Origin of the sequence: Micromonospora sp. NBC_00860 (assembly GCF_045207375.1) — a bacterium.
Classification (GTDB): domain Bacteria; phylum Actinomycetota; class Actinomycetes; order Mycobacteriales; family Micromonosporaceae; genus Micromonospora; species Micromonospora vinacea.
In genome coordinates this window covers 5,571,066-5,584,700 of record NZ_CP108825.1, presented here as the reverse complement: position 1 = coordinate 5,584,700, position 13,635 = coordinate 5,571,066, and the positions used below count along the sequence as shown (strand labels likewise).

13 protein-coding genes are annotated in these 13,635 nt (G+C 71.5%); 9 read left to right on the top strand and 4 right to left on the bottom strand.

Translation table 11 applies throughout. The features are described 5' to 3' along the window. Positions 1–5: 5 nt before the first annotated feature. The 3 genes from sepH to OH804_RS25645 form a co-directional block, all read right to left on the bottom strand. Positions 6–1,085, bottom strand: coding sequence for a septation protein SepH (sepH, locus tag OH804_RS25655; protein WP_196920761.1), 1,080 nt, complete (start codon positions 1,083–1,085; stop codon positions 6–8). 185 nt (positions 1,086–1,270) lie between these two features. Beyond that, the gene (serC, locus tag OH804_RS25650; RefSeq protein ID WP_196920762.1) at positions 1,271–2,398 is read right to left on the bottom strand and encodes a phosphoserine transaminase; all 1,128 of its coding nucleotides are present in this window, start codon (positions 2,396–2,398) and stop codon (positions 1,271–1,273) included. A 194-nt stretch (positions 2,399–2,592) separates the two neighbouring features. Continuing rightward, positions 2,593–3,699 carry a citrate synthase 2 gene (locus OH804_RS25645; RefSeq protein ID WP_091395245.1) on the bottom strand — a complete coding sequence of 369 codons (1,107 nt, stop codon included), beginning with the start codon at positions 3,697–3,699 and terminating at the stop codon, positions 2,593–2,595. 279 nt (positions 3,700–3,978) lie between these two features. Between OH804_RS25645 and pdxH the strand changes: the two genes are divergently transcribed. From pdxH to OH804_RS25610, 7 genes are all read left to right on the top strand, one after another. After that, positions 3,979–4,608, top strand: coding sequence for a pyridoxamine 5'-phosphate oxidase (gene pdxH, locus OH804_RS25640; protein WP_406066665.1), 630 nt, complete (start codon positions 3,979–3,981; stop codon positions 4,606–4,608). Continuing rightward, complete coding sequence (locus OH804_RS25635; protein ID WP_406060011.1) at positions 4,605–5,900, top strand: MFS transporter; 1,296 nt, start codon at positions 4,605–4,607, stop codon at positions 5,898–5,900. Before pdxH ends, OH804_RS25635 begins: the two co-directional genes overlap by 4 nt. Before the next feature lie 18 nt (positions 5,901–5,918). Further along, on the top strand, positions 5,919–6,848 hold the full coding sequence (locus tag OH804_RS25630) for an aldose 1-epimerase family protein (RefSeq protein WP_406060009.1): 930 nt from the start codon (positions 5,919–5,921) through the stop codon (positions 6,846–6,848). Beyond that, the gene (locus OH804_RS25625) at positions 6,848–7,450 is read left to right on the top strand and encodes a nitroreductase family protein (RefSeq protein WP_196920765.1); all 603 of its coding nucleotides are present in this window, start codon (positions 6,848–6,850) and stop codon (positions 7,448–7,450) included. The genes OH804_RS25630 and OH804_RS25625 overlap by 1 nt, the downstream gene beginning before the upstream one ends. Before the next feature lie 189 nt (positions 7,451–7,639). Continuing rightward, a complete protein-coding gene (locus OH804_RS25620; RefSeq protein WP_030329612.1) occupies positions 7,640–7,945 on the top strand; it encodes a type II toxin-antitoxin system VapB family antitoxin in 306 nt (101 codons plus the stop codon). A gap of 44 nt (positions 7,946–7,989) precedes the next feature. Further along, on the top strand, positions 7,990–9,153 hold the full coding sequence (locus OH804_RS25615; RefSeq protein WP_406060007.1) for an acyl-CoA dehydrogenase family protein: 1,164 nt from the start codon (positions 7,990–7,992) through the stop codon (positions 9,151–9,153). Between the two features lie 99 nt (positions 9,154–9,252). Then, positions 9,253–10,101, top strand: a complete 849-nt coding sequence (locus OH804_RS25610) for a DUF4230 domain-containing protein (protein WP_406060005.1) — start codon at positions 9,253–9,255, stop codon at positions 10,099–10,101. Positions 10,102–10,483: 382 nt separating this feature from the next. On the opposite strand, the gene OH804_RS25605 is transcribed toward OH804_RS25610, so the two are convergent. Then, positions 10,484–10,693: a PspC domain-containing protein gene (locus OH804_RS25605; RefSeq protein WP_030486383.1), complete on the bottom strand. Its 210-nt coding sequence runs from the start codon at positions 10,691–10,693 to the stop codon at positions 10,484–10,486. Positions 10,694–11,338: 645 nt separating this feature from the next. On the opposite strand from OH804_RS25605, the gene OH804_RS25600 reads away from it, so the two are divergent. After that, entirely contained in the window at positions 11,339–12,709 is a 1,371-nt protein-coding gene (locus tag OH804_RS25600) for an L-serine ammonia-lyase (protein ID WP_196920768.1), read from the top strand. A 71-nt stretch (positions 12,710–12,780) separates the two neighbouring features. Continuing rightward, positions 12,781–13,608: an ABC transporter permease gene (locus tag OH804_RS25595; RefSeq protein ID WP_091395221.1), complete on the top strand. Its 828-nt coding sequence runs from the start codon at positions 12,781–12,783 to the stop codon at positions 13,606–13,608. Positions 13,609–13,635 lie beyond the last annotated feature (27 nt).

Genomic DNA, 13,635 nt, shown 5'->3' with positions numbered 1-13,635 from the left:
AGGCGTCAGGAAGACTCGCGGGCGGCCGGGCCGCTGCCGAAGAGCACGTCGTCCCAGCTCGGCAGCCGCTTGCGGGGCTTGCCGTTGGCGTCGGTGGACTCGCCGCCGGCGGCCGCCGCGGCGCCCGTCCGGCGGGGCCGCAGCACCGCCAGCGACGGCACGGCCGGCACCTCCTTGGGCGCGTCCGAATCGTCGTCGAAGGCCGAGCCCTGGCCACCGCCGAGCAACGCGGCGGCACCCCCACCGACCGGCCGCTGCCGGGGCGCGTCCGAACCGGCAAGGGCAGCCGGGGTACGCGGCTCCAGCCCGCGACCCGACGAGGCGCCGAGCGGGCGGTCCAGGGAAGCTAGTAGCGCGTCCCGGCCGGCGCGGATCGGATCGCGGCCAGGGCGCGGGTGCTCGGACGCCGCCGGCAACCCGTGCCCACCACGACTCGGCTCGCCACGCGACGGACCAGGCAGGGCATGCCCGCCCCGCTCCGGCGCCGGCTCCTGGCCGAGGATCGGCGTGGGCCGCTCGGCGCACAGGTACTGCGCCATGTCGTCGTGCGGGGCGACCGACTGCCGGGTCTTGTCGAGATCCCAGATGGCCTGCGCGGTGGCCTTGCCCGACGGCCAGGTGGCGATGATCCGCCAGGTGCCGTCGTCACGCCGGTACGCGTCCCAGGAGATCTTCTCGGTGTCGATGCCGTGCTGGCTCAGCCGACCGTTGACCACCTCGGCGAGCGGGGTGGGCTTCTCCGCGCCCTTGAGGCGGGTGCGGCGGGCGTGCTGGGCGAGCATCGCCCGCTCCTGCAGCACCGGGCCGGCATAGCGCAGCACCCGGTCGACCGGCACCCCGGCGATCCGGGCGACATCCTCCGCGGACTCACCGGAGCGGATGCGGGCCTGAATGTCCCGAGGAGACAGTGACGGAACCGGGTCGGCCGCGGTCGGCGCCACAGCGAGCGGCGGCGCGCCGGGCTCGGCGTGCAGCGCACCGGAGATCCGTTCGTCGATCGGCAGGGCGAGCAGCCGCCCAACCTCGTCGGCGAGAACCAGGGCATGGCCGTCCTCGGAGAGGGCGACGAAGCGTACTGGGCGCATAGCGTTGCCTCCGTCCCGCTTCGCTGGCCGCACGCCACGAGTCGGCCACCCAGGCGTCTCGGACCACCGTACGCGCATCTGCCTCGGGGTGGGGGAAGCGACACCCCGCATGTCGTGACTGAGCTGCGGCGATGACTACGGTCGGTGTCCGTGGAGGGCCCAACGGACACCGACCGTGACGAACGTCAGAGTCGCTCGACCACGTAGTCGATGGACGCGGTCAGCGCCTCGACATCGGCCGGCTCGACGGCCGGGAACAGCGCCACCCGCAGCTGGTTGCGACCGAGCTTGCGGTAGGGCTCGGTGTCCACGATGCCGTTCGCGCGCAGCGCCTTGGCGATCGCCGTGGCGTCCACCCCGTCGGCGAAGTCGATGGTGGCGACCACGTTGGAGCGCAGCGCCGGGTCGGTGACGAACGGGGTGGCCACGCTGGACCGCTCGGCCCAGCCGTAGACGGTGGCGGCGCTCTCGGCGGTGCGCTTCGCCGCCCAGGCCAGACCGCCCTGCGCATTCATCCAGTCGGTCTGCTCGGCGGCCAGGAAGATGGTGGCCAGCGCCGGGGTGTTGTAGGTCTGCTCCAGCCGCGAGTTGTCGATCGCGGTGACCAGGTCGAGGAAGGCCGGGATGTAACGCCCGGACGCCTTGATCTCGGCGGCCCGGTCCAGTGCGGCCGGGGACATCAGGGCCAGCCAGAGACCACCGTCGGAGCCGAAGCACTTCTGCGGGGCGAAGTAGTAGACGTCGGTCTCGCCGACGTTGACCTCCAGGCCACCCGCGCCGGACGTCGCGTCGACAAGCAGCAGCGCGCCCTCGTCGGCCCCGGCCACCCGGCTGATCGGGACGGCCACACCGGTCGAGGTCTCGTTCTGCGGCGTCGCGTACGCGTCCACGCCGGACTCGGCGACCAGGGTCGGTGCGCTGCCCGCGTCGGCCTTGCGGACGGTCGGGTCACCCAGGAACGGGGCGTCCTTGACCGACTTGGCGAACTTGGCGCCGAACTCGCCGAAACTGGCGAACTGGGCCCGGTCGCGAATCAGGCCGAAGGTGGCGACCTCCCAGAACGCCGTGGTGCCACCGTTGCCGATCACCACCTCGTAGCCCTCGGGCAGCGAGAAGAACTCGGCGATGCCGGAACGCAGCCGGGCCACCTGGTCACGGACCGTCTTCTGCCGGTGCGAGGTGCCCAGGTAGCTGGTCGCGACCTCGGCGAGAGCGGACACCGCCGCCGGGCGGACCTTGGACGGGCCGCAGCCGAAACGTCCGTCGGCGGGCTTGATCTCATCGGGAATCCGGATGATCGGTGCGTCAGCCACGGTCTTGAAGATCCTTCCGCAAGGGCGAGGGCGGGCCCGGCGACACTGCCGGCCCCCATCCTCGCACCCGGGCCGGACGGCGATGGGCGGGGTCCCGGCCGTCGGTCTGAGTCCTTCGCCACAGTCGGCCCCGGCAGTCGTCGAGAAGGGCCCCTCCCCGACGCGCGGCGTCGAGAAGGGGCCCTGCCTATCGCTCAGACGCCGTGCGGGATGGCCGCCCAGCCCTCGACGTCGGACGGCTTGCGGGTCTCCGGGCCCATGTAGCGGGCGGACGGGCGGACCAGCCGCTGGAGGCGCTTCTGCTCCAGGATGTGCGCGCTCCAGCCGCCCATCCGGGCGCAGGTGAACATCGAGGTGAACATGTGCGCCGGCACCTCGGCGAAGTCCAGCACCACGGCCGACCAGAACTCGACGTTGGTGGCCAGCACCCGGTCCGGGCGACGGGCCTGAAGCTCGGCGAGGGCGGCCTTCTCCAACGCCTCGGCGATCTCGAAGCGCGGTGCGCCCAGCTCCTTGGCCGTGCGCCGGAGCACTCGGGCGCGCGGGTCCTCGGCACGGTAGACGCGGTGGCCGAAGCCCATCAACCGCTCGCCGCGGTCGAGGACGCCCTTGACGTAGCCCTCCGCGTCGCCGCTGCGCTCCACCGCCTCCAGCATGCTGAGCACCCGGGACGGGGCGCCGCCGTGCAGCGGACCGGAGAGGGCGCCGATGCCCGACGAGATGCAGGCAGCCGCGTCCGCCCCGGTGGAGGCGACGATGCGAGCGGTGAAGGTGGACGCGTTCAGGCCGTGCTCGGCGGCCGAGATGAAGTACGCGTCGACGGCCTTGACGTGCCGCGGGTCGGGCTCGCCGCGCCAGCGCTTCATGAAGCGCTCGACGATGGTCTGCGCCTTGTCGATCTCCTTCTGCGGCACCGCCGGCAGGCCGAGGCCGCGAGCGGACTGGGCGACGAAGGAGAGCGCCGTCACCGAGACCCGGGCGAGATCCTCACGGGCCTGCTCGTCGGAGATGTCCAGCAGCTGGTTGAGACCCCAGTACGGGGCCAGCATGGCGACCGCGGACTGCACGTCGACGCGGATGTCACCGGAGTGCACCGGCACCGGGAACGGCTCCGCCGGCGGCAGGCCCGGCCCGAACCGGCCGTCGACCAGCAGTGCCCACACGTTGCCGAACGACACCTGGCCGATCAGATCCTCGATGTCGACTCCGCGATAGCGCAGCGCACCGCCCTCACGGTCAGGTTCGGCGATCTCGGTCTCGAAGGCGACGACGCCCTCCAGCCCGGGTTTGAAATCGGCCATGTCGCTCTCCTGGATCTGGTCGGTGCGCCCGATCGCTCATCCGGCCCGATCGGCCGAGCGCCTTAGGCGACCCTCAGGGATGTGTTCGGAACATACTGCCTGCTGAGTAAGGGATACGCGACCCGCTGCGACTGTGCTGCACGCGACATCCCCGGACGCGCATTCTCCGCCCGGCTCGGTGAGACTGGGGCAGGGCGGGCTGGTCAGCGCGGGAGGGTGCTGGCGGGGCCTGCGAAAAGGAGTGGGGACGTGACGGGCGACACACCCGCCCCGGCCGCGATGCGTAACGAGTACGCCGCGGACCTGGGCCTGACCGAGGCTGACCTGGCCGTCGACTGGCACACCCAGTTCGACAGGTGGTTCGCCGACGCGGTGGCCTTCGGGCTACCCGAACCGAACGCCATGGTGGTGGGCACCGCCGACACGGCCGGCCGGCCGAGCGGGCGGACGGTGCTGCTGAAGGGGTACGACAGGGAGGGCTTCGTCTTCTTCACCAACCACCTGTCGCGCAAGGGCGTCGAGGCGACCGCCAACCCGTACGCCAGCCTCGTCTTTCCGTGGTTTCCCATGCAGCGTCAGGTGGTGGTCGCCGGGCGGATCGCGCCCGTCGACCGCGCCACGAGCGAGGCGTACTTCGCCAGTCGGCCGCGCGGCTCCCAACTGGGTGCCTGGGCCAGCCCGCAGTCCCAGGTCGTGTCGGGCCGGGCGGCGCTGGAGGAGCGGTACCAGGAGGCGGCCGGCCGGTTCGCCGACCAGGCCGAGATCCCGACCCCGTCGCACTGGGGCGGGCTGCGGGTCCAACCCGAGTCGGTGGAGTTCTGGCAGGGCCGGGCCAGCCGGTTGCACGACCGGCTCCGTTTCCGTCGCCTCGACGCGGGTGGCTGGATCGTCGAGCGGTTGGCGCCGTGACGGGTGTGCAGGAGTCCCGGCCGCGCGCCGCGCGCCGCTGGGCGATCGACGTGCGCCCGCTGCGGGTTCCGGCGTACCGCCGGCTCTGGCTCGGCAACACGGTGGCGATGTTCGGCTTCCAGTTCACCGCCGTCGCGGTGCCGGTGGAGATGTACGCCCTGACCCGGGACTCGTTCTGGGTGGGCCTGCTGGGAGTGGCCGCCTTCGTACCGCTGCTGATCTTCGGGCTCTGGGGCGGCGCGGTCGCCGACGCCCGCGACCGGCGTGCGGTGCTGCTCGGCGGCTCATTGTTGCTCTGGGCATCCACTCTCGGGCTGCTGCTCCAGGCACTGCTGGACGTGGGCAGCCCGGTGCTGCTGCTGGCGTTGATGGCGTTGCAGTCGGTGGCCTTCGCGATCAGTTCGCCGGCCCGCAGCGCCATGCTGCCCCGGCTGGTGCCGGAGGACCTGGTGGCGTCCGCCACCACACTGAACTACACGACCTTCACCGCCGCCTCGGTCGCCGGCCCGCTCGCCGCCGGCCTGATCCTCTCCGCCTCGCCGGACACCACTGTGGTCCTGCCGATCGCCTACGGGCTGGACGCGGTGCTGTTCACCGCGATGCTCTGGGCCGCGCTGCGGTTGCCCTCGCTCCCGCCCGAGCCCACCGCCGACGGCCAGGCCCGGCGTGCCGGTCTGGCCAGCGTCGTCGACGGGTTCCGCTACCTGGCCACCACCCCGGTCCTGCTGCTGTCCTTCGGGGTGGACCTGATCGCGATGATCCTCGCCATGCCACGGGCCCTCTTCCCGGAGATCGCGCACGAGCGGTTCGGCGGCGGTGGCTCGGTCGGCCTGCTCTACAGCGCCATCGCGATCGGCTCGATGATCGGTGGGCTGACGTCCGGCTGGATCGGCCGGCTCCGGCGGCAGGGGCTCGGCCTGGTGCTCGCTGTGGTCGGCTGGGGCCTGGCGATCGCCGCAGCCGGGTTGGCCCACCAGCTCTGGCTGATGGTCGTGCTGCTCGCCGTGGCCGGCGCCGCCGACCTGATCAGCGCGGTGCTGCGTCAGTCGATGCTGCTGGTCTACGCACCGGACCGGATGCGCGGCCGACTCCAGGGCGTGAACACGGTGGTGGTGGCGGGTGGCCCGCGCCTGGGTGACCTGCGCGCCGGCACCATGGCCGCCGGGTTCGGTGGCGGGGTGGCCTGGGTGGCCGGTGGGCTCGCCTCCGCGGTGCTCGTGGTGGTGCTCGCTGTCGCGTTCCCGGCGCTGCTGCGCTACCGGGCGGCGGCGTCGAGCGGCGACCGGACCTGACCGGTTAGGGTCGCCGGCATGGAAAGCCCCGATCCGCGCCCGTTCTCCGGCGCCCAGTGGACCATCTCCGCCGCCGGCCACGAGGCCGTCATCGTGGAGGTCGGCGGTGGGCTCCGGACGTACCGGCACGACGGTGTCGACCTGGTCGACGGGTACCAGACCGACGAGGTCTGCCCCGGTTGCACCGGGCAGGTGCTGGCACCCTGGCCGAACCGGATCCGCGATGGCCGCTACCCGTTCAACGGGCGGACGCACCAGCTCGCACTGACCGAGCCGGAGCGACACGTGGCCATCCACGGGCTGGTCAACTGGGTGCCCTGGCAGTTGCTGGAGCAGTCGGATGACGCCGTGACGGTCGGCTACGACCTGCCGCCGCAGCCCGGCTACCCGTGGCCGCTGCGGTTGCGCAGCCGGTGGAGCGTCGACGCGGACGGGCTGCGCGCCGCGCACGAGGTGACGAACATCGGCGGGGAGTTGGCCCCGTTCGGCTTCTCCGTGCACCCGTACCTGCAACTGCCGGGCGTGGCCGTTGACGACCTGGTGCTGCGGCTGCCCACCCGGAGCCGGGTGGTGGTGGACGGTCGGTTGCTGCCGGTGGGGGTGACCCCGGTGGCCGGCACCGAGTACGACTGGACCAGCCCGCGCCGGATCGGCGCGGCCGTGCTGGACGCCTGCTTCGGCGAGGTGATCCGGGACGCCGACGGTGGTTCGTCGGTGAGCCTCTCCGCGCCGGACGGCGCGACCGCTGTGAGTATCTGGGCGGACGCCGAGTTCGGCTGGTGGCAGGTGTTCACCGGGGACGCGCTCACCGGTGAGCGGCACCGCCGCTCGGTGGCGATCGAGCCGATGACCTGCCCACCGGACGCGTTCCGGTCCGGCAAGGACCTGCTCACGCTCAAGCCCGGAACCACCTGGCGAGGTGCCTGGGGCATCCGCCCCGGTGCCTGATGGAGTTCGCCGAGGTCGTCCGCCGTCGGCGGATGGTGCGCAACTACGACCCGGACCGCCCGGTCCCGCCCGACGTGGTGGACCGGCTGCTCGACCACGCGGTCCGCGCGCCGTCTGCCGGCTTCGCCCAGGGCTGGGGTTTCCTGGTGGTGGAGGAGCCGGCCGATCGGGAACGGTTCTGGGCCGCCACCACCCCCGAGGGCGGTGGGCGGGAGCGCTGGCTCGCCGGCATGCGCCGGGCACCCCTGATCGTGGTGCCGCACGCCAACGAGTCGGCCTACCTGCGGCGGTACGCGGAGCCGGACAAGGGCTGGACGGATCAGTCAACGGACCGGTGGCCGGTGCCGTACTGGCATGTGGACGCCGGGTTCGCGGCGTTGCTGATGCTGCTCACCGCCGTGGACGAGGGGCTGGGGGCGTGCTTCTTCGGCATTCCGCCGCAGCGGCTCGCCGCCTACCGGGACGCGTTCGGCGTGCCGGCGGAGTACCAACCCATCGGTGCCGTCACAATCGGTTACCGGGCAGCCGACCATCGGTCACCGTCGTTGCGCCGGGGGCGTCGTCCGATGGACGAGGTCGTGCGGCGCGGCCGGTGGAACTGAGGTCGACGTCCCGTTCGTCCGGTTGAGGATCGGACGAGCGATAGCGAAACTGACATCAGGGAGCAGAACGCAGCGTGCGCTGGGCGGCTAGGCTGGCACGGTCATCGGGGTGCCGCGCCGCGCGGTGCTCGCCGCGGCCCGGCTCGGCGCCGTCGGTCGGCCCGGCCACGGGGAGGGGAGCGAGCCGTCGTGATCTTCAGAGCGGTCCGGGACGGGCGTCCCTATCCGGAGCACAATCTGACGCTCAAGCAGTGGGCGGAGATCCCGCCGCGACCACTGCGCCTGGATCAGATGATCACCACCAAGCGCGAGTTGGCGCTGGACAAGCTCCTCGCCGAGGACTCCACCTTCTACGGTGACCTCTTCCCACACGTCGTGCAGTGGAACGGCGGGCTCTACCTGGAGGACGGGCTGCACCGGGCGCTGCGCGCCGCCCTCCAGCAGCGCAACCAGATCCACGCGCGGGTGCTGGTGCTCTCCGAGCCCATCGAGTGACGAGCCCTTCTTTCCCGCACTGAACCTTCGTTAGGGTGGCGTCCATGACCGCTGCGCTGGACCTGCTCGACCTGGACCCGTCGCTCAGCGAGGAGGAGCGGCAGATCCGCGACGTCGTCCGCCAACTCGTCGACGACCGGGTGCGACCCCACGTCGCCGACTGGTACGAGGACGGCAAGGTGCCCGCCCGGGAGCTGGCCCGCGAGTTCGGCAAGCTCGGCCTGCTCGGCATGCACCTGACCGGCTACGGCTGCGCCGGCGCATCAGCGGTCGCCTACGGGCTGGCCTGCCAGGAGCTGGAAGCCGGTGACTCCGGCCTCCGCTCCCTGGTCTCGGTGCAGGGATCGCTCGCCATGTACGCCATCTGGCGCTACGGCAGCGAGGAGCAGAAGCAACGCTGGCTGCCGTCGATGGCCACCGGTGAGGCGATCGGGTGCTTCGGCCTGACCGAGCCGGACCACGGCTCCGACCCCGCCTCGATGGCCACCCGGGCCCGCCGCGACGGCGACGACTGGGTGCTCAACGGCGGGAAAATGTGGATCACCAACGCCCCGATCGCGGACGTCGCGGTGATCTGGGCGCGCACCGACGAGGGCGTGCGGGGTTTCGCCGTACCCATGGACACACCCGGCGTCACGGCCCGGGAGATCCACCGCAAGATGTCGCTGCGCGCGTCGGTGACCGGCGAGATCGTGCTCGACGACGTCCGGCTCCCGGCCGACGCCCAACTGCCCGAGGCGGTCGGGCTCAAGGCGCCGCTGAGCTGCCTCACCGAGGCCCGCTACGGCATCGTCTGGGGCGCTGTCGGCGCGGCCCGCGACTGCCTGGAAACCGCCCTGGCGTACGCGACGACCCGCACCCAGTTCGGTCGCCCACTGGCCGGCTTCCAGCTCACCCAGGCGAAGCTCGCCGACATGGCCGTCGAGCTGGTGAAGGGGCAGTTGCTCGCGCTGCACCTGGGCCGGCTCGCCGACGCCCGACGGCTGCGGCCCGAGCAGGTCAGCGTGGGCAAACTGAACAACGTACGGGAGGCCCTGGCCATCGCCCGGCAGTGCCGCACCATCCTCGGCGCCAACGGCGTCTCCGGCGAGTACCCGGTGATGCGGCACGCCAACAACCTGGAGAGCGTGCTGACCTACGAGGGCACCTCCGAAATCCACCAACTGGTCATCGGGCAGCGGCTGACCGGGCTCTCCGCGTTCGCCTGACCTGCCCGTTTGTCGCTTCCTGGCGCTCGCCGAGCGACTGTCGTATCGGGGCCGTACCGTCATTGACAGACGACGTGTCTGACGAGGACGGTGAGGGTGATGGCCCGCGACGCTGGCAGCAACGAGCCCACGAGAGAGTTCCCCGGTTACCCGACCGGTGACGATCTCAAGGCGCGGTCGAGCGCGACACCCGAGTGGAGCACCGACACGCCGGGTGGTCCCGCTGATCCTGGTGGTCCCGCTGGTCCTGGTGGCCCCGGCGGGCCCGGTGGCCCGACGAGCGGTGGCGACGGCTCCGGTGGTGGCGGTGGGGCGGCCCGCGGTCTGCTCCTGCTGCTCGGCGCCGCCGCGCTGGCAGTGGTCGTGCTACTCGGCATTCAGGCGACCGGCATCCTGCCGGAGTTCCGCAACCCGTTCGCCAAGGAGCAGACCGACCGCAGTCAGCCACCGCTGCTGAAGTCGATCCAGGACCTCAGCCGCTACGTGGCCGCCGAAGGCAACTTCCAGGTCGTTGTCGACACCCAGAACGACCGGCGCAACGTTCCGGACTTCCTGCTCAACGAGCGCACCCTGTTCGTCGGGGCCGGCAGCGTCGAGGCGTACGTCGACTTCACCAAGATCGGTGAGGGTGCCATCGTCCAGTCCGCCGACGGCAAGTCCGTCGAGATCAAGCTGCCCGCGCCGCAGCTCGGCGAGACCAACCTCGACATGGAGAAGAGCTACGTCTTCGCCGAGCAGCGCGGTCTGCTCAACCGACTCGGTGACCTGGTCGGCAACGACCCCAACCGGCAGCAGCAGGTCTACCAGCTCGCCGAGGACCGGATCACCGCCGCCGCCCGAGACAGCGGGCTCTCCGCCCGCGCCGAGGAGAACACCCGCAAGATGCTGGAGGGGCTGCTCCGCTCCCTCGGCTACCAACAGATCACTGTCACCTACATAGCTCCCTGACCTGCCCCCGTACGCCGAAGCGCCCGCCCCCGACGTCCGTCGGAGCGGGCGCTTCCGTCTTGCCCCTCGATTCCCGTGTTGCCCCTTCGCCCTCGGCGTCTGGGCAGTGCCGCACCCTCGGCCCTGTTGCACGTCGTTGTGTTGGCCATGAGCCCTCGGCCGAGCCCGACGCTGGGGGAGCCGGACGAGGGGGCCTGTGGGCACGGATGGGGCGTGAGGAACGGCAGCCAAGGGTCCGGAGGCCCCCCGCGTAGGCGCGCGGCCGATTCGCCGGATATGACGCATCGTCGCGGTGGCGGACCGAGCAAACTTGGACAGTTTCCGTTAGCAGCTAACGGAAACTGTCCAAGATCTGCGATTACGTCAGGTGCGCGGGGAGGGGTCAGTGGCCGGTGGAGGCCAGGTAGCGGTCCTCGTTCGGCATCAGCACCCACAGGATCAGGTAGACGATCACCTGCGTGCCGGGCAGCAGCAGCGACAGCAGGAACAGCAGCCGGACCATTCCGGCCGACATGCCGAACCGCCGTCCGAGGCCGGCGCAGACACCGGCGATCATGCGCCCCTCGCGGGGCCGGACCAGTTTGCGACTCATCGTCGTACTCCCACTCTGCGGCGGTGCGCCGCGTCTGCAATCCACGGTAGAAAGGGATGGCCACCTCGCCCTCGGTCCCGAGGAGGAGCGGCGACCCGTGGACCCGTAGGTGCTTTACCCGGGCAACCCTCCGCTGACGCCTCCTCGCGCCGCTCCCCGCCCGCTCCCCGCTCCCCGCTCCGCGCCTGCTCCGCTCCGCGCCCGCCCCCCGCCCCCTCCCGGCCAGCCTCGCCCGCCGCAGCCGGGCGGAGATCGTGCTCGATCCTGGTTGTAGTGGCATCGAGAACGGGCGGACACCACTACATCCTGGATCGAGCACGATCTTGCGGAGCGAGCGGGCGACTGGGGCGGGCGAGGCGGCGCCGGGCGGCCAGGGCCGCGCCGGGCGCCGAGCGGCGCGGGGCGGGGCGCGGGGCGCGGGGCGGGGTGGGGGAGGCGTGCGCCGGGCGGGGGGAGACGGTGGTCGGGTGTTCACGTCCCGGACCGGGTGGGCGGTGAGCTGGGCAGGTAGGCTGGCTGATCGGCCTTCCACACCCCGGAGGGCCGGTACCCCATACCCCGGACGGTCACCATCGGGGCCGCCAGATCGGTGGTCACGACCCGTCCGGGTCCCGTACGCCGGGACGACGGCGAGGAAGCGCAGCCATGATCAGTGTTTTCGACCTCTTCAGCGTCGGTATCGGGCCGTCCAGCTCGCACACGGTGGGGCCGATGCGGGCCGCGCGTACGTTCGTCGGTGGGTTGAAGGCCGACGGGCTGCTCACGGACACGGCGCGGGTGCAGGCCGAGTTGTTCGGTTCGCTGGGTGCCACAGGGCATGGCCACGGCAGTGACCGGGCGGTGCTGCTGGGGTTGGCCGGGGAGTCCCCGGAGACGGTCGACACGGACACCGTTGGTCCTCGGGTCGAGCGGATCCGGGCCGAGCGGCGGATCGACATCCTCGACGCGCATGAGATCGACTTCGACCCGGACCGGGACCTGACGCTGCACCGCCGCCGGTCGTTGCCGTACCACCCGAACGGGATGACCTTCGTGGCGTACGACCGGGCCGGTGCCGTGCTGCGCAGCCGCACCTACTACTCCGTCGGTGGCGGGTTCGTGGTGGACGAGGCGGCGGCGGGGGCGGACCGGATCAAGCCGGACAGCACAGTGGTGCGGTACCCCTTCCTGACCGGGGCGCAGCTGCTCGACGTCACCACCCGCACCGGGTTGTCGATCAGCGAGGTGATGTTGGCCAACGAGCGTTCCTGGCGCAGCGAGGCGGACATCCGGGCCGGTCTGCTGGAGATCTGGCGGGTGATGCAGGAGTGCGTGGAGCGCGGCTGCGAGCGGGACGGCGTACTCCCCGGGGGGTTGAAGGTCCGGCGGCGCGCGGCGGAGCTGCGGCGCGGCCTGGAGGCGGAGGTCGGGACGGCCGACCCGCTGCACGCCATGGACTGGGTGACGTTGTTCGCGCTCGCCGTCAACGAGGAGAACGCCGCGGGTGGCCGGGTGGTCACCGCGCCGACGAACGGCGCGGCCGGGATCATTCCGGCGGTGCTGCACTACTACACCCGGTTCGTGCCGGGCGCCGATGACGAGGGCGTGGTGCGGTTCCTGCTGACGGCCGGGGCGATCGGCGTGTTGTTCAAGGAGAACGCCTCGATCTCGGGCGCCGAGGTGGGTTGCCAGGGCGAGGTCGGTTCGGCGTGTTCGATGGCGGCGGCGGGGCTGGCCGAGGCGCTCGGTGGCACCCCGGAGCAGGTGGAGAACGCGGCCGAGATCGGGATGGAGCACAACCTCGGGTTGACGTGTGACCCGGTGGGTGGCCTGGTGCAGATCCCCTGCATCGAGCGGAACGCGGTGGCTAGCATCAAGGCGATCACGGCTGCCCGGTTGGCGCTGCGCGGCGACGGGGTGCACAAGGTGTCGCTGGACAAGGTCATCAAGACCATGCGGGAGACGGGCGCCGACATGAAGGTCAAGTACAAGGAGACGGCGCGTGGCGGTCTGGCCGTCAACGTGATCGAGTGCTGAGTCCGGTCGATTCGGGGCAATCGTTCACCGACTGCTAACCTGTCGTCCGTTTCAGGAGGCGGGAGGCTGCGGTGACCTCTGGCGTCGCGGCGTTGTGGTCGCACCGCAACTCGCTGCGCATCCTGGTCAGGCGCGATCTTGCGGTCAAGTACCAGCAGTCCGTGCTGGGCTACTTCTGGTCGTTGATCGAGCCGCTCGGCATGGGCGCCATCTACTGGTTCGTCTTCGGGGTGCTCTACTCCCGGGACACCGGTCGGCACCTCGGTGAGGCGGCCGGGTCGTACCCGTTGTTCCTGATCACCGGCATCTTCGCCTGGATGTGGACCAGTTCGGCGCTGAGCGAGGCGACGAACGCGCTGACCGGCCAGTCCCGGCTGATCACCACGATGAACGTGCCGCGTCAGGTCTTTCCGATCGGCCGGGTCACGGGCCGGTTCGCCGAGTACGCGGCCGGCCTTCCGATCCTGATCGCCATCGCGGTGATCTACGCGGTGCACGGTCGGATCCACCCCGGCTGGTCGCTGCTCTCCCTGCCGCTCGCGGTGGCCGTCCAAGCGGTCCTGTTGACCGGGCTCGCCCTGCTGCTGTCCGCGTGGAACGTGCTGATGCGCGACGTGGAACGGTTGATGCGGCTGATCATCCGGGTGCTCTTCTACGCCACGCCGATCATCTATCCGCTGAGCCTGGTCCGGGAGTCAGGGCTGCCCGGCTGGTTGAAGGTGGTGTACGAGCTGAACCCGCTGGTCGGGATCTTCCAGCTGCACCACGCGATCTGGTACCCGGACGAGTTCCCGGACGCCCGGCTGCTCGCCACCACGATCGTCGGAAGTGTGCTGGTGCTGGCCGCCGGTTGGTGGTCGTTCCGCCGGTTGGAGCCAGCCGTGCTCAAGGAGCTCTGACGTGGCCGCGCCGATCATCGAGGCGGA